Genomic DNA, 19,789 nt, shown 5'->3' with positions numbered 1-19,789 from the left:
TGTGGGTGAAACGAGCCTGATTATTGAAAAGAGGCATCTTCCTCAATCTCCTTGAAGGCTAGGGTGAGGCGAAGTAGCTTATTACTTCAAGTCAACTTGAAGTCAAGTGCCATGCTCGATATTGCCGAACTCGCCCGTAAAAGCGGCATTCCCGCCTCGAAACTGCGCTATTACGAAGAAGTGGGGCTGATCAGATCAGTTGGGCGCAATGGGTTGCGCCGGGTTTTCGAAACGGACGTATTAACGCGCTTGTCATTGATTGCGCTGGGGCAGGTCGCGGGGTTTTCGCTGGCCGAAATACGCGAAATGCTGGGTTCTGAACGAGAGCCGGAAATCGACCGTGAGATGGTGAGTGACAAGGCGGATCTCCTGGATCGCCGCATCAAAGAACTGACAGCACTACGTGATGGTTTGCGTCATGTGGTGACTTGCACGGCGCCAAGTCATCTGGAATGCCCCACCTTTCAACGTCTGATGCGGATTGCACAAACGCGCCAGGCGACGCGAGGGCGTGAGCAGAAAAAGGCCCGCACGAGGCGGAAGGGTGGAGGGGGTAGTCGCGAGGCATCATCGTTAGGTAGAGACTGAAAAATAGTCCTGACTGAGTGATCGCCTGGCAGTGGGGTGACGCACTGGTTCCAGCGCTAATCACCCGTGCCTGGCTTATGTATTCAAAACAAGAATATCTAGGCTTGCTTATATGCTTTTTTGAAATGGCGAGATGCACTAAAATGGTGCTCTTTTAAGTCAGGCCGCTGGGCGCCTGTTGCCTCGTTAGGCCAAAGATAGGGATATCACCATGCGCACAACCCCGTTTAGGAACAGCCCCCTATGAGTGAGTCGAATCCGATCAAAGCCCTGTTGGCCGACGTACCCTTTATGGTCATCGACGGTGCCTTGGCCACCGAGCTGGAAGCGCTAGGCTGCGACCTCAATGACGCCCTCTGGTCGGCGCGTTTGTTGACTCAGGCCCCGGAGAAGATCCGTCAGGTTCATCAGGCTTACTTTGAAGCCGGGGCCGATTGTGCGATTACCGCCAGCTATCAGGCCACGGTGCCGGGCTTTATGCAGGCGGGGCTGACGGCAGAAGAGGCGCGGGCGTTGATTCAGTTATCGGTCACGCTGGCTCAACAGGCGCGGGATGCGGTCTGGCAGCCTGGCCAAACCGACCGGCCCAAACCGTTGGTGGCCGCATCCGTCGGCCCTTATGGCGCTTATCTGGCGGATGGCAGTGAATACCGAGGCGGCTATGACCTGGATCGCGCCGGGCTGGTTGAATTTCACCGCGAGCGTTTTGAACTCTTGCTGGCAGCGGGGGCGGACCTACTGGCCGCAGAAACCTTGCCCTCATTGGAAGAAGCGCTGGCGATCACAGATTTGCTGGCCGAACATCCGGGCGCGCAGGCCTGGATCACCTTCTCAGCGAAGGATGGCCAACACATCAGCGATGGCACGCCGATCGAGGAATGTGCGGCAGCCCTGGCCAACCGCCCGGGCGTGGCGGCGATCGGCGTGAACTGCACGGCGTTGCCCCACATTGAATCGCTGATTCAGGCGATCCGGCGTCAGTGCGACCTGCCGGTGTTGGTCTACCCCAACTCAGGGGAAGTGTACGACCCGGTGACTAAAACCTGGCACCCGGCCCAATGCGATCATACCGCTGCCGATCTTTCCGGGCTGGCACAAGGGGGAGAGCACTGGCTGGCAGCAGGCGCGTCAGGCATTGGCGGTTGCTGCCGGACGACACCAGAGGATATTCAAGCGCTGGCCGAGTGGCGGCGGTCACGCCAGCTTGCTTAGGCTTTAATGCCGAGTCTCTGCCCGTCACTTCTCCACCTCATCGACGGGCAGCTCTTCGATGTCCGCAATCATCTGATCATCCATTTCGGTGCGAGCGATCAGCTTACGGGCCGCGTAGCGTTTGCCTTCCAAAGCGCGCTGCTCGCCTTCCTGAAGCCCTTCCAAACGTCCTTTCTCAAAGCCCAAGCATTTATTACTTCAGCCAAAGGCATTGGTATAGCGGTAGCAATGGCATCAATATGACCCACGTCATGCCCGTATCCTAAAGTTTGATGAGGTAAGCGTAGGATTCAAGGGAGCCAACTGCTAGGCTGATTTTACTAGAGCGAAAAAACGCCGCAGGGAACAACCGAATGCCACAGGCACCTCGCATCGAGCTTCATCCCGTTAACCAGCGCGTGCAGGTGCATGTGGATGGCAAGCTAATCGCCGACTCCACTCAAGCCCTCGAACTCCGCGAAACCGGCTGCCCGCCACGCCACTACTTCCCACGCGAAGACGTGCGGATGGATTTACTCACTGTTACAGATACTGCAATCTATTTTCCTTTTAAGGATTATACTATGTGTTTTTGCTGGGTAATGTTTAGGATGATATTAGAATATGAATGGCTGAATGACAGATCGCATGTAACATTGGGCAGGGAAATACCAGGTTGAAAGTTTCAAAATTAAAATGAAATGAAATTAATTTAATGAGGTGGTTATGGCTTTTTATCCTAGAGGTTCCGAGTGGAGAAAGTGGGATCTACACGTACATACTCCTCTTTCAGTATTGAACAATGGATTCGGGAGTGATTGGGACTCTTACGTAAAAACGCTTTTTAAAAAAGCAATAGAAAACGATATTAGCGTAATAGGCATTACTGATTATTATTTACCTGAGGGATATAAAATACTTAAAAGAGAGTATTTAGATAACATAGGTAAATTACAGGCCCTGTTTGATGAAGATGAAATTAGGAAGATAAAAGAAATAAGAGTTTTTCCAAATATTGAGTTTAGAATTGAAAAATTAATTATTAGTAAAGAGAAGGGTTTAACTTGGAATAGAAAAGTTAATTATCATATTTTGTTATCTGATGAAGTATCTATTGAAAAAATGGAAAGTGATTTTATATCTCAAATAAAATTTAATTTTAATGCTGCCTCTGGGGCCACCGTAGAAAAAAGACCGCTTACGAAATCTAATTTGGAAGAATTAGGACGTAGGCTGATTGAAGAGCACCCCCCATTTTCCAAGAGTGGTAACGCGCTGTATGTAGGAATGCTAAATGCTTCTGTAGACGAAGATGATTTAATATCTATCCTTAATGATAATTCAAACTTTCGAGGCAATTATTTAGTAGGTTTACCATGTGATGAAGATTTAAGCGAGGTTAATTGGAATTCACAAGGACATAGCATAAGAAAAAATCTTATAAAGCAAGCACATTTTATATTTTCATCAAACCATAATACACGTAAATTCCTTCTTGGAGGAGCTGATAAAGAAGCACACGAAAAAGAATTTGGGCCGATTAAACCATGCGTATGGGGATCAGATGCTCATAATAACGAAAATCTATTCAAGCCAGATGAAAATAGAATCACTTGGATTAAAGCAGATGCAACCTTTGAAGGCTTAAAATCGGTTTTGTATGAACCTAGTTCTCGTGTGGCTATCCAAGAATTAAGTCCACAACAAAAAAGTGGTTATCAAGTTATTAGTCGAGTCAGGTATTTAGATGAGCAGAAAAGAGGCTTATTTAGTGAAAGTTGGCAGCCCATAAACCCAGATTTAAATACAATAATTGGAGGAAAGTCGTCTGGTAAGTCGCTTCTCCTTTATCATATTGCCAAAGCTATTAATAAAGAAGAGGTTGATCAAAAAATAAATCTATCAAAGGCATCTTCATACAGTGACTTATCTGGCATTGATTTTGAAGTTGAATGGGGTAATGGCGAAATAAGTAAACTTAGTGAAAAAGATGATGCTAAGCCCATTACTTATATACCTCAGCTTTATATAAATCACCTTGCAGAGGAGGATGGTAAAGGCCAGCTTAATAATCTTGTAAAAGATATTTTAAACCAAAGTCAAAACTTTAAAACATTTAGTATAAATCAAGAGAGGAAGATAGCTGAAATAAACAAAGAGTTGACTTCAAGAATTGATAAGCTTTTTGAGTTGCGTGAAAATTATGCCAGATTAACAAAGGATTCAGAAGCTTATGGAACTAAGGCAGCTGTGTCTGGTGAAGTTAAGAACCTTAAAGATAAGATTGAAAGCTTAAGAAAAAGATCGGGATTTACTTTGGAAGAAGAAACAGCTTATAAAATGCTGACCTCCAGAAAAAAATCTCTTGAAAATCGGTTAGCTGTTTTGGAGAAGCTTGATTTTTGCAGTAGTCAGGTAACAAAATCTTCAAAATCAAATCATATTAACTTGATTTCTGATTTTTGCGAAAAAATTATTTCTGATGTAGACATGCCGAATAATTCTACTTATTTGAAATCTCTGTTAATGTTTTTAGAAGATGAGCTTAAGAGTTCTATTGATAAATTTGATTTTCATGTTAAAAAGCGATCAAAAGGTATTCCTGTTGAAATAGAAAAAATTAAAAATAAAATGCTCTCTATTGAAGAGGATTTAAAGCCTATTGTGAGGAAGTTTACAGATAAAGAAGCTCTAAACACTTCTTCGGATCAATTGAAAAAGGAAGAGCATAAGCTTAAGAATATCGATGATATTGAAAAGAAAAAAATAGCAATTAGAGAGAGTGGGATAGAATGTAAAGAAGAAATAAAGAAATTGTATCGCATGCTTATAAATTGCTATAAGGAATACGCGGAAGAGATTTTAAAGCCCGAATACCAACCTGAAGAAGATTTAAAAATTTCAGCTGAAATAAGTTTTAATGAAGAGAGGTTCGGAGAGTTTGTTTCTTCTTTTGACAGGAGAGGGAATATGCAGGCGCTGCTGGGATCTCTTATAGATACCAGTGGTTATTATTGTTTTGATATTGATGTTCATTCTGAAAATATTTTTATCGTTCAAGAAAATATAGAAAGAAATAGAGATATACCAACTCTTCGCAAGGGTGTAACAGATATTGATTTGATTAAACGTCTATATAGCGACTGTTTCTATATAAGTTTTGTTGTCCATTATAAAGGTGATGATATAGTAAAAATGTCACCCGGGAAAAGAGGGTTGGTGCTACTTAATTTAATTATTTATTTGAGTAACTCTGAGCATCCTATACTGATAGATCAGCCAGAAGATAATCTTGATAATAGAACTATATATGACCAGCTTAATGAGTTTATTAAGTTAAGAAAGAAAAAAAGACAAATCATAATGGTTACTCATAATGCCAATCTTGTAGTTGCTGCTGACTCAGAATGTGTGATTGTCGCAAATCAAGCTGGACAACAAGCCAATATTGAGAATGAATTTTTTAAATTTGAGTATTGTAGCGGTAGTTTGGAGTGTTCATTTGAAGATCAAAATGAATCAAGGGCACTCAAAAAGAAGGGAATTCGTCAACATGTCTGTGAGATACTGGAAGGCGGTGTAACTGCTTTTAAAGAAAGAGAGTTAAAATATGGTTTTAAAAAATGATAGGAATTTTTCAAAATACGCCGATAAATTGAGATTTCAAGGTGGTTTTGTGGAAACTATTTCTGAGTGTAAATATGGATGCTTTGAAGATAAGTGGCATTTTGGGAGATAAGAGCGTTGATCTCGGTTGTTTATGGAATGCTATTTTTGTAATTGTACCTGTACCTGTACCTGTACGTGTCGTGCACATGAAATATTTTAGTTAGGTGGAAATACTTCATATGTTATATTTTTGTGTTTCAAGATTGATTTTTAACGGGGTGGTAGCTTGGATTTAAATAATTTAGGGGTGAACTTTCTCGAACATGCCGATGTAGAAAGAGGTTTTGTTTTACATAACTTTCTTTTAGTATTTAATAATACATTTGTAAAATCAAATAACGCTAGATTTAAGAGTTTTTTTGAAAAAAATCGTAACATAAATAAGTGGATGGTATTTAGTGATTACGTTCTTGATGATAAAAATAAACCTAATGACGTTGTTACATTTTCAATCCTACCCTACACGGAAGATTTTTTTACATTGGGAAAGAGTATTGATAAGTTATCGTTTAAAGATGTTAAAAAACTTAAGAGGGTAAAAAAAGAATTTATTGAATTTATAAATAACAGTGAGATAATAAATATATCTTTTATTATTTCTAAAAAGAGAAGGCTAGACCCACTGAATGAGAAAGAGATGCTTATAACAAGATATAAAATGGCTATCAACCAAATAAAAGTATGGATCTCAAATGATGCGGATAATAAAGAATATTTAACCTTATTAAAAAATTATGAGCTAATGCTTTCTGAAGTATGTAAGCCTAGAGCGAATCTTAAATATATCCGTGATATTGAGATAGTTTCATCATTGATTGCTTACTTAATATTTCAGATATGTAATGAGATAGAAATTGAAGTTATTGGTTGGTTCTCTGATAGAGATGCTCTATTAAGCTATAAAGCTGCTAAACTCAGTAAGCCTATAATATTTGATATGGCACATAACCTATATCATAACTTATCATTTAATAAATGTGAAGGTTATAAAGAGAAGTTCGTATTTGGTCTGCCTGAAAGAGAAGGGAAAGTCTGGTATGATTCCTACAATAGAATCCCTGACCTTATTGCAGCAACATTAGCCGATTATGATTATGAGAATAATGAAATTAGTCATAGTAAATTCAAGCCTGTGGTCGAAAAAATACTTACAAATAAAGAAAAAAATATTATTTATGAACTATGTCTTGATGGTGATGTTTTCTCAGCTGGTGTTTTAGATTTGGCTGTGTCTTGCGATAATTAGAGAAGTGTTTTTACAAAGATGTCTATTCATAAATTTTTAATGGATGTTTTTTAAAATCATAGGCTTCAAAATAATTTGTGCTGTATCTATCTTGTTAAGATACTTAATAAACGCATTGAATTTGTCGCTTGTAATTTAATAGCTCTACGCAAAAGTCAACTGTCCCTTTCTACCACCCCACTAACTCTCATAACCTCCCTAGTCACCGCATCATTCAATATCCCGCGTTTGGCTTCCACCACAGTGAGCCATTCGCGAGCGCGGGTTATGCCTGTGTAAACCAGCTCGCGGGTGAGGATGGGGTTGGGTGTGGGCGGTAGCAGCAGGGCGGTGTGCAAGAACTCCGAACCCTGGGATTTATGTACCGTCATCGCGAACACGGTTTCTACCGCGTGCAGGCGGGAAGGCAGCACCCAGTTGATGGGTTTTTCCTCGTCGCTGGTGGGGAAGGCGACGCGCAGTAATGATTTACCCGGCGTGCGCGGGTCCGGTACCGCCAAAGTGATGCCGATATCGCCGTTCATCAGTTTCAGGCCGTAGTCGTTTTGGGTCACCAGCACCGGGCGGCCTTCGTACCAGCCTTTTTCCAGCATGTGGTCGCTGCCGAACAGCAGCTTTTCGCTGCGTAGCGTTTTGGAGATGCGCAGGTTCAGGCCTTCTACCCCCCAGGGGCCTTTGCGCAGCGCGCACAGCAGCTGAAAGTGGCTGTAGGCGCTGAGCACTGCGCCGGCCCAGTCGTTATACGCCTTTTTATCTTCCTCAAACGCTAGCCCCTGCGGGCGCTGCGCTTTTAGCGTGTTCAGGTAGTGGCGGTAGCCTGTGGGCGGGGCGATGGGCGCGCCTTCGTGGTCGGTGCGTCCTTCGCCCGCGTTCGGAAACGCATCGGGGCTGCCGTGAATTACCAGCTTATCCAGCGTGGTGTCTTCCTCTCTGCTTTCAGCGTTATTGCCCAACACTAAATGATGCAGATCCGGGTAGCCGTGGTGCAGTACGCCATGCACCGCCTGGTGCTTTTCCCGTTCGCTTTGGGCGTGGCTGGGCTGGTTGATCGCCTGGGCCAGCTGGCCGATGCCGCTGGCGGCGTTGAAGCGGTGGCTGACCCGCAGCATGGTAATCGCCTGGTCGAGCGGCTGGCCGTTGGGGTCCAGGTAGTGCTCGGGCAGCGGCTGGCCGGTGGCGTTTTCCAGCCACTGGGCGGTTTCCGGGGTGTAGTGGGCGGCCTCGGCGCGGCGGCACAGGTCGCCGAGCACGGCGCCAGCTTCCACCGAGGCCAGCTGGTCTTTATCGCCCAGCAGCACCAGTTGCGCCTGGGCGGGCAGGGCGCTGAGCACGGCGGTCATCATTTCGATATCCACCATCGAGGCTTCGTCGATCACCAGCACGTCTAACGCCAGCGGGTTGGCGGCGTTATGGCGGAAGTGGCGGGTGTCGGGGCGTGCGCCTAATAAGCGGTGAAGTGTCGTCACCTCGGTGGGAATCGAGGATTTTAGCTGCTCGGTGACGGCGTCATCGCACAAGTCGGCCAGTGCTTCGGTGGGCAGCAGGCTTACCTGTCCGGCGATGGATTCATTCAGCCTTGCGGCGGCTTTGCCGGTGGGCGCGGCCAAGCGAATGCGCAGCGGTTGCGTGGGCGATTGGGCCAGCTGCATGGTTTGCAGCAGGGCGAGCAGGCGCACCACGGTGGTGGTTTTGCCGGTGCCGGGGCCGCCGGTAATGACCCCGAAGCGGTTACGGGCGGCCAGGGCGCAGGCGGTTTTTTGCCAGTCGAGGGTGGTGGTTTTTTTAAATAGAACGTTTAGGGCGTTGGGGAGTAATTCAGGGTGACTATCGTCACCCATCGCCCGATGAATCGGGCTCCTACAAGTGCTAGCGGGCTCCGTGCCTGAATCTATCGCCCGACAAGTCTGGCTCCTACAAGTGCTATTGAGCTCATCGCCATCTTTCGGGGAGAGGCGGTTGGCGATTTCCTGGTGCAGGGTTTGTTCATACTGCCAGTAGCGGCGCAGGTAGAGGCGGGTGGTGTGTTCGCTGTCGCTGCGTACCAGGGGGGTGTTGCCGGGGCCTTGGCTGATCAGCGTGGGGTGGTTGAGCGCGGTTTGCCAGTCGGCGAGGGTGAGCGTGGCCAGTACGTCGCTGGGCAGCGGCGGTGGGTCGGTTAGGTCGTCGCCTTCCGGGGGTAGCGAAAGCGCGAAGTCCGGGGCGTTGAGCGTGGCGTTGAGGTCCAGGCACACGTGGCCGCGGCCGAGCTGGTGGCTGGCGAGTGCGGCGGCCATCAACAGCAGCGGCGGGGCGTCCGGCGCTTCCGTGGCTAAAAAGCGTACCAGGGCGCGATCCAGGTCGCGCAGCCAGCCTCTTGCGACCCAGCGCTCGCATAGTGCCAGCAGCTCGACTGTATTGCTTAGCGCGGGGTGAGCGTTCACTTGCGCTGGAGTGCTTGGCGGGTCGGCTTCGGGGGCGTCGCCGAACAGGTCGGGCGTGTGGTGGTCGTGTTGTGAACCGCTCATGCGGTGGCCTCCTGTGACGTGCCTGTAAACAGGCCATCCAGTGCTTCGATCAATGCCACGGGGGCGGCTTCGGTGTATACGCCGCGCCCTGGGCTGCGGCTGCCGCGCAGAAATACCGTCATCGAGCCGCCCAGGTGCTGGTGCGGGTCGTAGTGGGGCAGCCGCGCTTTGAGCAGCCGGTGCATCGCCAGCAGGTAAAGCGCGGCCTGCAGGTCGTAGCGTTTGGCGAGCAGCGCGTGGTGCAGGGCGTCCGGTTCGTAGGCGCTGTCGTCCGGTCCCAGGTAGTTGGATTTCCAGTCGAGCACGTAAAAGCGCCCCTGGTGCTCAAAGGCTAAATCGATAAAGCCCTTGAGCATGCCGTTCAATGTGTCGGCATCCAGCGCGGGGCGTTCGTACCCCGGCAGTAAGTGCTTGCTAACCAGCGCGTCGATGGCCTGAGTGTTCACCTGCTTGGCGGCCAGCCAGAACTCCAGCTCGACCTGGTAGCTGGCAAGCTCGGTGAGCGCGACGCTTTGTTGAGAGGCCAGCGGCAGCGGGGTGGTCAGCAGCGCGGTCAGCCAGCCGGAAAGTGGTTCCTGCCACTTCTGCCAGCCGCGCAGCTGCACCCGCCGCCAGAGCATATCGTCGAGGCTCTCAGCGTCGCTGGCGGCGGCGTCAAAGCCTTGCCTGCCTGCCCATTCCAGTAGCCCGTGCAGGAAGGTGCCGGGGCCGGGGCCTCTGGGGAATTTATGCAGATGAAACGCCTCTGGCTGGGCGAGATCCTGAGGTTCGTCCAGCACCTCGAACGCCGTGGCTTCCTGGGCGGTGGTGGGTTCCAGCGGCGTGGTGACCGGGGCGGTCAGCGTGCCGGAAAGCCGCAGCGCCGAGTAGCTGGCAATCCACCAGTGTTCCTTGGCCGGGCGCAGCGGCGTGCGGGCGTGGCCCAGCGCGGCGGTGTCCTTGGGGGGCGTTAGCCGCTGGGCGGTGGGCGCGGGCGGTTCGTCAACGTGGATGTCGCTGCCTGCTGCCAGGTCGGCAAGTTTTGCGTTGAGCGTGTCCGGCGCCATGGCCTCGCCGCCGTTGATCAGGTGGCCGATGGCGCTGTCCTCAATCCCTTTGAGCGACGCGAGCCCCAGCCAGGTGGCGTGGCGGGCGCGGGTCAGCGCGACGTAGAGCTTGCGCAGGTCTTCGCCCAGGCGTTCGCGGTCGGCGGTGGCCAGCGTGGTCTCGTCGGCGTCCAGGCTGAGTTGCAGGCTGCCTTCGCCGTCGTGCCAGCGCAGCGGTACGTCACCGGCTTTAACCGGGCGGTGGTTGGCGATAAACGGCAGAAACACCAGCGGGTACTCGAGCCCCTTGGATTTGTGGATGGTCACCACCTTGACCAGATCGGCGTCGCTTTCCAGGCGTAGCTTGTGGCTGTCGCCGTGGCTGTCCGGGTCGGCGATGGCGTCATACAGAAAGCGAATCAGCGCGTGTTCGCCGTCCAGTTCCTGGCTGGCCTGCTGGAGCAGTTCGCCCAGGTGGAGCAGGTCGGTTAGCAAGCGCTCACCGTCCTCGAACTCCGCCAGCAGGCGGGCGGGGATGTCGAAATCCACCATCATGCGGCGTACCAGCGGCAGCACGCCCTGGCGTTGCCACAGCCGGTGGTAGTGGCTGAACTGCTCCACCCGTTCTTCCCAGGCCAGCTCGCTTTGTTGCAGGTGGTCCAGGTCGGCGAGCGTCAGGCCCAGTACCGGGGTGGCTAATGCTGCACGCAGATGGGCTTCGGCCTGGCGGGAGCTTGCCAGGGGCTCGGCACAGGCGCGCAGCCAGCGTTCTACCTGGGCGGCCATGGGCGAGCTGAATACCTTGTCGTGGTCGGAGAGGTAGACGCTTTTGACGCCACGGCTGGCCAGCGCCAGGCGAATCGCGCGGGCTTCCTGCAGGCCGTTGACCAGCACCGCCATATCGGATGGTTTGAGCGGCGTGAGGGCGTCGCCGTCTTGAAAGCCGCTTTCTGCCTGCTGGCCTGCCTCGAGCAGTTCTGTCATGTAAGAGGCGCAGCGCTCGGCCATTTCTGTCTGGTAGGCGGTTTTGGAGAGCGGCTCGTCGCTTTCAAGCGGCCACAGCGTCATCGCGGGCAGCGGCTGGCCCTGGTGTACCAGTTGTTCGTCGCGGCCTTTGGCGCCCACCGGGTTGAAGGGCAGAGGGTTGTCGTCGCCCTCGCGGAACAGGAACGCCCCGGCGGAGTGCCGATCGGCGTAGCGGAAGCAGTGGTTGACCGCCTCGACCATGGCGCGGCTGGAACGGAAGTTGGTGCCCAGCGTGACGTGGCGGCCGGCGGTGTCCTGACGGGCCTGCAGGTAGGTGAAGATATCCGCGCCGCGAAACGCGTAGATGGCCTGTTTGGGGTCGCCGATCAACAGGATGGCGGCATCGCGCCGGGGCTTGGCGACCTCGAACACCGCGTTGAAAATGCGGTACTGGATGGGGTCGGTGTCCTGGAATTCGTCGATCAGCGCCACGGGGAACTGGCGCAGAATCTGCGCGGCCAGCGCTTCGCGGTTGGGGCCTTGCAGGGCGCGGTCCAGGTGGGTGAGCAGGTCGTTGGGGCCCATTTCGGCGCGGCGTTCCTGCTCGCGTTCCAGGCGCACCTTGCACCACTGCACGGCGTGAATCAGCAGGTCGTTGCGCGGTTCGGGCAGGGCGTTAAGCTCGGCGGGCAGTTCGGCCAGCGCTTGCCATGCATCCGGGCAGGGCGGCGCGCCGTCTTTCCAGATCTCGGCCATGCCGTCCGGCGTCATGCGTTTCCAGGCGGCGTCGGTGAGCGCCGGGCGGTCGGCGTCGCTTTCGCTCCATTCGCGCAGCGCGCCCAGCCAGTTGGTGCGGCTGCGGGCATTGAAGCTCTGGCCTTTGAAGGCTTTGCGCTTGGCGGCGTCTTCAAGGGCGGGGCCGAGCTCATCCAGCCAGGCGGGCCAGGGGGCTTTCAGTTCGCTTAACGTGGCGCGGCGTTCGGCCTCGGCGGCGCTGAGCGTGTCGGCGGGTTCTGGGCGCTCGCTGCCCAGCGCCTCGCTTTCGGGCAGTAGCCGGGCGACCTGGGCGTGCAGCGCGTCGGGGGAGGCCCAATAGCGGGTGATGTTGCCCAGCGCCTCGGCATCCAACGGATAATAGAAGGTGCGCCAGTAGTCGCGGACGACTTCCTGCTCGAGTTCGTGCTGGTCGTTTTCCAAGTCGAGGGAGAACAGGCTGCCGCTGTCGAAGGCGTGCTCGCGCAGCATGCGGTAGCACCAGCTGTGAATGGTGGAGACGGCGGCTTCGTCCATCCATTCGGCGGCCAGTTCCAGGCGGCGGGCGCAGGCGGGCCAGGTGGCCGGATCGTATTGGTCGCGGAGCTGGATAAGTAGTGAATCGGCGCCTACGTCGGATGTGTCAGCCCGAAACACCCCGGCGGCTTCTACCAGCCGGTTGCGGATGCGTTCGCGCAGTTCCTGGGTGGCGGCGTTGGTGAAGGTGACCACGAGGATTTCCGGCGGCGTGAGCGGGCGCACAAAGGCGGTCTCGTCGTCGCTGTGCTGGCCGCCCAGCACCAGGCGCACGTAAAGCAGTGCAATAGTGAAGGTTTTGCCGGTGCCCGCGCTTGCCTCTATCAGGCGGCTGCCGTGGAGCGGTAGACGCAATGGATTGAGTGGTGCGGGCTGGCTCATCACTGATCTCCGGTAATCGACGATAGAAACAAAACGCTCGATAGCGGGGTGTGAGGGCAGATTGAAGCGAGGGTTTTTTTCCAGGGATGGAAAAAGTAGCGCCCAGGGATGGGTTCACAGCGCCCTCGCGGAAATCTGTCGTCGACACCCAGGCAGGTATGTATCCAGCACTCCCGAGCTATAGACTATATGAGAACCCCGCCACCTGATAATCTTGTCGCCGAGCCACTTTGGGTGCAATTAGTTTACGCTACCGGCGGCTTCGGTTCACTCTAACGATGGGATCTCATGCTGACATCGCTGCTGGATAATGACTTCTATAAGATCACGATGCAGAACGCCGTGATTAAACGCTTTCCTTATGCCCATGCGCGCTACGCCTTTATCAATCGTGGCGAGCACGCTTTTCCTGACGGCTTCGGTGCCGCTCTGCGCCGTGAAGTCAATCAGATGGCGGATCTTCGCCTGCGCGATGAAGAGAAGCGCTACCTCGAAACGACGTGCCCTTATCTCGACCCTACCTACCTCGACTTCCTCGCCGGGTTTCACTACAACCCCAGCGAGGTGATTATCGAGCAGCAGGGGAGTGACCTTTCGGTGATTATCGAAGGGCCCTGGTATCGCACTATTCTCTGGGAAGTGCCGCTGATGGCGTTGATCAGCGAGCTTTGGTACCTCGTGCGCGGTGTTTCGATCCCGCCTGAGGCCGATGCGGTGATTGAGCAACGCGCTCAGGAGAAGATCGAACTCTACCGCCGTTTAGGGCTGAAGATTGCCGAGTTCGGCACCCGGCGACGCTTCTCGTTTGACGTTCACGACCGCGTGGTGGGCGCGCTTGGCCATTACGGCGGCGAGGCGTTTAGCGGCACCAGTAATGTACTGCTGGCCATGCGCCACGGTGTTAAACCGATCGGCACCCACGCCCACGAGTGGTTTATGTTCCACGGCGCGCGCTTCGGTTTCAAAATGGCCAATAGCCTTGCCCTTGAGCATTGGGTGGATGTGTATCGCGGGGATCTGGGGATCGCCTTAACCGATACCTTTACCTCCAAGGCCTTTTACGACAGCTTCGATAAGAAGTTCGCCAAGCTGTTCGATGGCGTTCGCCACGATAGCGGCGACCCTTTCGAGTTTGCCTCCCAGACCATCGCGCACTACGAGCGCCTGGGTATCAATCCGCTGAGCAAGACGATTATCTTCTCCGATTCGCTGACCCCGGAAAGGGTCGAGCATATTCATGCCTTTTGCCAGGATCGCATCGGGATGGCGTTTGGTATCGGCACCAACTTTACCAACGACGTGGGCGTTGAGCCGATGAACATGGTGGTCAAGATGGTCGAGGCACGCCCTGAGGGGCAGGGCTGGCTACCGGTGATCAAGCTTTCCGATGTGGCGGAAAAGAACACCGGCGACCCGGAGATGATTTCGCTGGCCAAGCGGATTTTGTCGCTTACCCGCGAGAATCCTTAGCTATTGCTAACACTAGCTGCGCTTGCGGACGCTTCAGGCCAAATCACTCATCCCTTAACCGAATAGTGCAGCGGGGCGTAGAGCGCCTCGGTGAGCGTAGCGAAGCGGTGGCCGTGTTGGGTTTGCTCGTTAAATAACCGTTCGAAGCGCGGCCACTGGTGGCTCAGGTAGGCGCTTTGGGCGACTTCGCCGGTCTGAAAACGCCCGCCTTCATAGGCAGACTCGGCGGCGGCGTAGGCGTCGCTTTCCCGGCCTTTTTCTTCCGCCATTTCCGGCGTGCCTAGCTTGGTCAGCCAGGCAAACGCCGCCTGGGGCGCCAGCGGTAGCGGGGCTTCCAGGCCGTGTTGCCAGGCGCTCAGTTGGGTCGATAGGTGAGAGCGGGCGGTGTCGGCGGCGATGGGGTTTAGCGTAATGTTGCCCGCTTTGGAAAGCAGCTGGGTGGTCATCGGGCCGCTCAGGTTCCCCGCCAGGTGGGCGACCCAGGGGCGCAGCAGGTGAGCCCAGCGGTATTGGCCGCGCCCGCTGCCCTGGCTGATCAAGCTGCTGCTGAGCAACAACAACCGGCAGCGTTCACCCTGTTCGTTGTGGCGCAGCTCGCCCAGCCAGTCTTCCAGCACGATGCCGTCATTACCTTCTACATGAATGGCCTCCGGCGCACTGAGCGCCACCGGCCACTGGGCCAGCGCTTCTTCGTAAGCGCTGAACAGGTCGTCCATCGGCTCGGCCAGGGCCGTGCGCATGCGTTCGCCAAACGCACCCATGGCGAGCACGCCCTGGCCCTGGAAGCGTTCAAGCTCGGCGTTCAGCGCTTCAAGGCGTGGCTCGCCGCTGTCGACCGCGCGGCGTTGGGCGGCAATCAGCCGGTCTTGCAGCTGCCAGTTTTGCAGGCCGTCCAGCGTGAAGGGTTCGGCGTCCAGCTCGGCGATGGCTTCCTGCTCGAAATACACGCCTAGCCGGGTATTGAAGAAGGTACGCACCGGCTCACGCAGAAAGCCGCCCAGCTGGCCGAGGTTAAGGCTGGTGGGGGCGTTTTCCGGCTTGGGTAGCGCAGTTTGGGCTGCTGGTGCTGTGCGAGGCGCGTGGATCTCACGCCATTCGTGGGCAAAGGTGAACAGTCGCCCGGTGTCTTCCCCGCCCTGGAAGTACGCGCGGCTGAACGGCTGCAGTGGATGCTCAGTGGTCAACGCATCGAGCAGCGGCGCGTCGTTGTCATAGCCCCAGCCGGCGGCCAGGTGGTCGCGCAGCTGGCCGACCAGCACCGAGGGCGGTAGCGGGGTGTTGTCGATCTGGCTGCGGCCCACCCAGCTGACGTAGAGCTGGTCGCGGGCGGAGAGCAGCGCTTCGAGAAACAGGTAGCGGTCGTCTTCCCGGCGCGAGCGGTCGCCGGGGCGGTAGTCGCTGCCCATCAGGTCGAAATCCAGCGGCGGCTGCGAGCGCGGGTATTCGCCGTCGTTCATGCCCAGCAGGCACACGCGCTTGAACGGAATGGCGCGCATGGGCATCAGCGTGGCGAAGTTCACCGCTCCGGCCAGAAAGCGCTGGGAAAGGCTGTGCTCGTCGATCTGTGCCAGCCAGTGCTCGCGCACCATGGAAAGCGGCAGCGGGTCGGCAAGCTGGGCTTCGCTGCTGCTTTCCAGCAGTTGCTGAAGGCCGTTTTCCAGCTTGGTGAGCATCACGCTTTCCTGGGCGTCGTCGGTGAGAAAGAAGGTTTCCATCAGCGTGCGTAGCCGTTCCACCCAACTGGCGGCGTCGGTGGGCTGGCGGAAGGTTTCCCAGGTGGCTTCGAGTTTTTCCAGCAGCGTGGCCAGCGGCCCGGCCAGGCCCGCTTCCAGCCCGCCGATATCGTCGAACGGCTCGATGCCCTGCCAGGCGTCGCCTTCGCCCACGGTGTAACCCAGCAGCAGGCGGCGCAGGCCAAACGCCCAGGTGTTTTGGCTAAGCCCGCCAGGTAGCTCGAGAGTCTGGCGCTGTTTGGCATTCAGCCCCCAGCGGATGCCCGCGCCCTCCATCCAGCGTTCCAGCACTGGCAGGTCGCGTTCTTCCAGCCCAAAACGCTGGCGCAGGGCGGGTACGTCTAAAAGGTCCAGCAGGTCGCTGACGGAAAGGCGCAGCTCCGGCAGGCGCAGCAGCTTTTCCAGCGCAATCATTAGCGGCAGGCGGTGGCGGCTGGCCTGGTCGGAAAGTGTGTAGGGAATAAAGCGCGGGTCGTCCGAAGGCAGCTGGCCGAACACCGCTTCGATGTGCGGCGCGTAGCGGTCGATGTCCGGCACCATGACGATGATATCTCGCGGGCGCAGCTCGGGGTCGGCGCTGAACGCGGCCAGCAACTGGTCGTGGAGAATCTCGACTTCCCGCTGGGGCCCGTGGGCGATGTGAAACACCAATGAGTCATCCGCCGGGTCGAGGGCGGGCCAGTGGCTTTGGGTTTCGGCCACCGGGCGCAGCTCGCGGATGTCGTCCTGCAGCTGGCTGAGCAGGCAGCCGCGCTCGCCGGAGAACGGTTCGAACATATCGATGCGCAGCGCCTGCTGCTCGAATAGGGTCTGGTAGTCGCCGGTGTCGTCGTGCTCATCCAGCAGGCGCAGGTAGTCGCGGCCTTGTTTGCCCCAGGCGGCGAGCAGCGGCTGGGCGTGCAGGTGCAGGGCATCGTCGGCGTCGCCGGTGCCGAGCACATCCAGCGCTTCGGGCATGCCGGTCTTGCGCCGCTGGCGGTAGCGGCTGGCGCGCAGCAGGTCCTTGTGTTCGATGATATCCGCCCAGTAGAACTGGCAGGGGTTATGCACGCAGAGCACGATCTGGCAGCAGCGCGAGAGCGCGGCCAGGGCTTCCAACGTTTGCTGGGGCAGCGATGAAATGCCGAAAATGATCAGCCGCCGGGGGAGGCCCGGCGGGCAGGGCTGGCCTGCCAGCTGTTCGGTGGCTTTCAGGAAACGCCGATGCACCTGGGCGCGGCTGCTGTCGAGACCAGCATCGCCCTGGGTGGCGGCCACATCGTCGCGCAGAATGCGCCATAGCGCGGGCTGCCAGCGCTGGTGGTCTTCCAGCGGGCGGGCCTCGCCCCGGGCGGTAATCAGCACGTCGTCGCCGTTGGCCCAGGCGTCCAGCCAGTCGGCGCGGTAGACCTGATACTGGTCGAACAGGTCCGCCAGCCGCTCGGCCAGCTGGTGGTGCTTGCGCTGGTCGCGGTCGACTTCCAGAAACTGCGCCAGTGGGGCGAACACGTCCTGCTCGGCCAGGGTGGGCAGCAGGCGTAAAAGCCGCCAGACCAGGCGCGATTTATCGAACGGCGAGGTTTCCGGCACGGCGTCTTCATGCTGCGAGACATGGGTTAGCACCGTGCGATAGGCCTGCCACAGGAACCGCGCGGGCAGCATCACGTCCAGCGCCGCCGCGATCCCCGCGCCGCCGTTGTCCGGGTCTTCCGCCAGCGCCAGCTTCAGCCACTGCCCAATGCCGTTGCTCTGCACCAGAATGGTTTCATTTTCCAACGGCGAGAGCGGGTACAGACGCATCCACTCCACCGCCAGCCCGCGCAGGTCTTCCAGGCGATTGCCATGCACCACCATGAATCCTGGCGTTAACGGCGGCGTATCGAGGAGCGACGGATTGGCAGACATGCGGCGGTGTTCCTTCACGGCAGTGGTGGGAGCTAAGCGTATGGTGCCATAAGTGGTGGGCTAACGCTCAGTGCATTAGCATCTTGGCTTTTAGCTGCTATGATGAATATATGTTGTTTTTTGGTTGCATAAGTGCAGCGGGAGGCTTGTCATGGCGACAGCAATAGAAGAATCACATAGCGACCCGATGGGTTATCAAGCCCCAGATTCCTTTGCGCGGTTCCTTGCCGACTTGAAGGGTGTCGCTCGTGAAGAACGCCAGCCGCTCATCAATCCTAAGCTGTTTGCCAGCGCGCTGAGCATGGATATTCAAACGCTGGCCAGTCACGCGCACGTGCATCGCACGACTATCTCCAGGGCGCAAGGCGCGGAGAAGCTCCAACGCTATCTGCGTGATGCTCTTAGGGTATTAGGTGCGGCGGCTGATATTAATGGTGATTTCCACGATGCGTTGTTTTGGTTCCGAAATGAGCCTATCGGTGCCTTTGATTATAAAACGCCTGAGCAATTAGTGAGCGAAGGCCGCGCCGATGACCTTCTTCGTTATGTCAAAGCGCTGCAAGCGGGTGTGGTGGGATGATTGTACTGCCAGAGTTAAATACTCAGGCCTATCGTGTGTATGTACCGAAATGGGCATTTTCGCCTACTAGCGGCGCTGGAGCGAGAGAGCATGGTGGTCGATTAAATCGCCCCGGTGTGGCTGCCTTATATTTAGCGCTTGATGATCAAACAGCGCTGGCCGAGTACAAGCAGCTGTCTGCCTTGATGCCGCCAGGCTTGATCGTTAGCTATACATTAAGCGTTACTCAGCTTGTCGATTTTCGTGACGGTTATAGCGTGGAGTGGGATTCTCTTTGGCAGGAGCTGTACTGCGACTGGCGCAAGCTTTGGTTCAATGAACATATCGAACCACCCTGCTGGCTGTTAGGGGATATGGCATTAGCACAAGGGGCGAAAGGCGTACTGTTTCCATCCCTGGCAAACCCGTCAGGTATTAATCTTGTGCTTTATACCGACAATCTGACTGAAAATGACTTATTAGAAGCCTACGATCCGCGTGGCGATCTGCCTCGTAACGCACATTCCTGGGAGTAATTACTTGTATTTTGAGATGTTCCTCTAAGGTTGTGGCGATGTTTTAAAGCAGTTACTGGTCTTGCTGGAGGCGCGGTAAGCGCGTTAGCTATGCGCTTTGGGTCGTGAAAGTGGTTCGATGGATAGGCGCAATCCCAGGGAGTTAGCAACCTTGCTGATGGTTGAAAATGCCGGATTGCCTTCCCCAGACAAGGCCTTGTAGAGCCCTTCGCGGCTCATGCCCACGTCCTTGGCAAGTTGGCTCATGTTGCGTGCACGGGCGATATCACCGAGGGCGGCTGCCAGCAGGGCGGGATCATTTTCTTCCATCACTGCGTCCAGATAAGCTGCAATATCCTCCTCAGTTTGAAGGTAATCGGCAGTATCGTAGTGACTGAAAGTGACGTTAGTAACGGTCATGGAGTTACTCCTTCCATTGCGCGGCAATGGCTTTGGCCTGTTCGATGTCGCGGGGTTGGCTGGCTTTGTCACCACCGCACAGCAGTACCACGATCACTGGCCCCTTTGTAATGTAGTAAATGCGGTAGCCTGGTCCATAGGAAATTCGCAACTCAGAAATTCCTTCGCCAACCGGCTTCACATCGCCGGGGTTGCCCAGACTCAAGCGTCGGATGCGTGTTTCGATCTTGGCGCGGGCGCGGATATCGCGCAGCTCACGTAGCCATCCGTCGAAGACATCGGTTTTAATCAACTCGATCATGTGATAACTATAGTTGGCAGTGCGATAAGTGTCAACTTTGGTTGACA

14 protein-coding genes are annotated in these 19,789 nt (G+C 54.9%); 8 read left to right on the top strand and 6 right to left on the bottom strand.

Annotated elements, in window-relative coordinates:
* Positions 1–111 precede the first annotated feature (111 nt).
* Both HZS81_RS02230 and mmuM read left to right on the top strand, forming a co-directional pair.
* Positions 112–588, top strand: coding sequence for a helix-turn-helix domain-containing protein (locus HZS81_RS02230; RefSeq protein WP_179928904.1), 477 nt, complete (start codon positions 112–114; stop codon positions 586–588).
* Between the two features lie 243 nt (positions 589–831).
* Complete coding sequence (gene mmuM / locus HZS81_RS02225) at positions 832–1,800, top strand: homocysteine S-methyltransferase (protein ID WP_179928903.1); 969 nt, start codon at positions 832–834, stop codon at positions 1,798–1,800.
* 24 nt (positions 1,801–1,824) lie between these two features.
* Here the strand turns inward: mmuM and HZS81_RS02220 are convergent, their stop codons facing one another.
* Positions 1,825–1,986 carry a hypothetical protein gene (locus HZS81_RS02220; RefSeq protein WP_179928902.1) on the bottom strand — a complete coding sequence of 54 codons (162 nt, stop codon included), beginning with the start codon at positions 1,984–1,986 and terminating at the stop codon, positions 1,825–1,827.
* A gap of 167 nt (positions 1,987–2,153) precedes the next feature.
* Here HZS81_RS02220 and HZS81_RS02215 point away from each other — a divergent pair, with 167 nt between their 5' ends.
* The 3 genes from HZS81_RS02215 to HZS81_RS02205 all read left to right on the top strand — a co-directional run bounded on the left by HZS81_RS02215 (position 2,154) and on the right by HZS81_RS02205 (position 6,694).
* Positions 2,154–2,459, top strand: a complete 306-nt coding sequence (locus tag HZS81_RS02215; protein ID WP_179928901.1) for a DUF427 domain-containing protein — start codon at positions 2,154–2,156, stop codon at positions 2,457–2,459.
* Positions 2,460–2,505: 46 nt separating this feature from the next.
* On the top strand, positions 2,506–5,406 hold the full coding sequence (locus tag HZS81_RS02210; RefSeq protein WP_179928900.1) for a TrlF family AAA-like ATPase: 2,901 nt from the start codon (positions 2,506–2,508) through the stop codon (positions 5,404–5,406).
* 268 nt (positions 5,407–5,674) lie between these two features.
* Positions 5,675–6,694, top strand: a complete 1,020-nt coding sequence (locus HZS81_RS02205) for a hypothetical protein (RefSeq protein ID WP_179928899.1) — start codon at positions 5,675–5,677, stop codon at positions 6,692–6,694.
* A 155-nt stretch (positions 6,695–6,849) separates the two neighbouring features.
* On the opposite strand, the gene recD is transcribed toward HZS81_RS02205, so the two are convergent.
* Positions 6,850–9,198 carry an exodeoxyribonuclease V subunit alpha gene (recD, locus tag HZS81_RS02200; RefSeq protein ID WP_179928898.1) on the bottom strand — a complete coding sequence of 783 codons (2,349 nt, stop codon included), beginning with the start codon at positions 9,196–9,198 and terminating at the stop codon, positions 6,850–6,852.
* Positions 9,195–12,860 carry an exodeoxyribonuclease V subunit beta gene (gene recB / locus HZS81_RS02195; protein WP_179928897.1) on the bottom strand — a complete coding sequence of 1,222 codons (3,666 nt, stop codon included), beginning with the start codon at positions 12,858–12,860 and terminating at the stop codon, positions 9,195–9,197. Before recB ends, recD begins: the two co-directional genes overlap by 4 nt.
* A gap of 288 nt (positions 12,861–13,148) precedes the next feature.
* On the opposite strand from recB, the gene pncB reads away from it, so the two are divergent.
* The gene (gene pncB / locus HZS81_RS02190) at positions 13,149–14,330 is read left to right on the top strand and encodes a nicotinate phosphoribosyltransferase (protein WP_179928896.1); all 1,182 of its coding nucleotides are present in this window, start codon (positions 13,149–13,151) and stop codon (positions 14,328–14,330) included.
* A gap of 47 nt (positions 14,331–14,377) precedes the next feature.
* Here pncB and recC read toward each other — a convergent pair whose 3' ends face one another.
* Positions 14,378–17,947, bottom strand: coding sequence for an exodeoxyribonuclease V subunit gamma (recC, locus tag HZS81_RS02185; RefSeq protein ID WP_179928895.1), 3,570 nt, complete (start codon positions 17,945–17,947; stop codon positions 14,378–14,380).
* Between the two features lie 151 nt (positions 17,948–18,098).
* Between recC and HZS81_RS02180 the strand changes: the two genes are divergently transcribed.
* Both HZS81_RS02180 and HZS81_RS02175 read left to right on the top strand, forming a co-directional pair.
* Complete coding sequence (locus HZS81_RS02180) at positions 18,099–18,527, top strand: DUF2384 domain-containing protein (RefSeq protein WP_179928894.1); 429 nt, start codon at positions 18,099–18,101, stop codon at positions 18,525–18,527.
* Positions 18,524–19,042, top strand: coding sequence for an RES family NAD+ phosphorylase (locus HZS81_RS02175; RefSeq protein ID WP_179928893.1), 519 nt, complete (start codon positions 18,524–18,526; stop codon positions 19,040–19,042). Before HZS81_RS02180 ends, HZS81_RS02175 begins: the two co-directional genes overlap by 4 nt.
* An 84-nt stretch (positions 19,043–19,126) precedes the next feature.
* On the opposite strand, the gene HZS81_RS02170 is transcribed toward HZS81_RS02175, so the two are convergent.
* Together HZS81_RS02170 and HZS81_RS02165 are read right to left on the bottom strand one after the other, a co-directional pair.
* Positions 19,127–19,441: an addiction module antidote protein gene (locus HZS81_RS02170; RefSeq protein WP_179928892.1), complete on the bottom strand. Its 315-nt coding sequence runs from the start codon at positions 19,439–19,441 to the stop codon at positions 19,127–19,129.
* A gap of 4 nt (positions 19,442–19,445) precedes the next feature.
* The gene (locus HZS81_RS02165; RefSeq protein WP_179928891.1) at positions 19,446–19,742 is read right to left on the bottom strand and encodes a type II toxin-antitoxin system RelE/ParE family toxin; all 297 of its coding nucleotides are present in this window, start codon (positions 19,740–19,742) and stop codon (positions 19,446–19,448) included.
* Between the last annotated feature and the right edge of the window lie 47 nt (positions 19,743–19,789).

It is taken from the genome of Vreelandella salicampi, assembly GCF_013415105.1.
Classification (GTDB): domain Bacteria; phylum Pseudomonadota; class Gammaproteobacteria; order Pseudomonadales; family Halomonadaceae; genus Vreelandella; species Vreelandella salicampi.
The sequence above is the reverse complement of the archived record's forward strand: the minus strand, read 5'-3'. Positions and strand labels throughout refer to the sequence as shown.

Bases quoted from the DNA above. Each gene is read 5' to 3' on its own strand.
- HZS81_RS02180 (WP_179928894.1), top strand. From the start codon at position 18,099: ATGGCGACAGCAATAGAAGAATCACATAGCGACCCGATGGGTTATCAA.
- HZS81_RS02175 (WP_179928893.1), top strand. From the start codon at position 18,524: ATGATTGTACTGCCAGAGTTAAATACTCAGGCCTATCGTGTGTATGTA.
- HZS81_RS02165 (WP_179928891.1), bottom strand. From the start codon at position 19,742: ATGATCGAGTTGATTAAAACCGATGTCTTCGACGGATGGCTACGTGAG.
- recB (WP_179928897.1), bottom strand. From the start codon at position 12,860: ATGAGCCAGCCCGCACCACTCAATCCATTGCGTCTACCGCTCCACGGC.
- HZS81_RS02230 (WP_179928904.1), top strand. From the start codon at position 112: ATGCTCGATATTGCCGAACTCGCCCGTAAAAGCGGCATTCCCGCCTCG.
- recC (WP_179928895.1), bottom strand. From the start codon at position 17,947: ATGTCTGCCAATCCGTCGCTCCTCGATACGCCGCCGTTAACGCCAGGA.
- HZS81_RS02170 (WP_179928892.1), bottom strand. From the start codon at position 19,441: ATGACCGTTACTAACGTCACTTTCAGTCACTACGATACTGCCGATTAC.
- HZS81_RS02215 (WP_179928901.1), top strand. From the start codon at position 2,154: ATGCCACAGGCACCTCGCATCGAGCTTCATCCCGTTAACCAGCGCGTG.
- pncB (WP_179928896.1), top strand. From the start codon at position 13,149: ATGCTGACATCGCTGCTGGATAATGACTTCTATAAGATCACGATGCAG.
- mmuM (WP_179928903.1), top strand. From the start codon at position 832: ATGAGTGAGTCGAATCCGATCAAAGCCCTGTTGGCCGACGTACCCTTT.
- recD (WP_179928898.1), bottom strand. From the start codon at position 9,198: ATGAGCGGTTCACAACACGACCACCACACGCCCGACCTGTTCGGCGAC.
- HZS81_RS02210 (WP_179928900.1), top strand. From the start codon at position 2,506: ATGGCTTTTTATCCTAGAGGTTCCGAGTGGAGAAAGTGGGATCTACAC.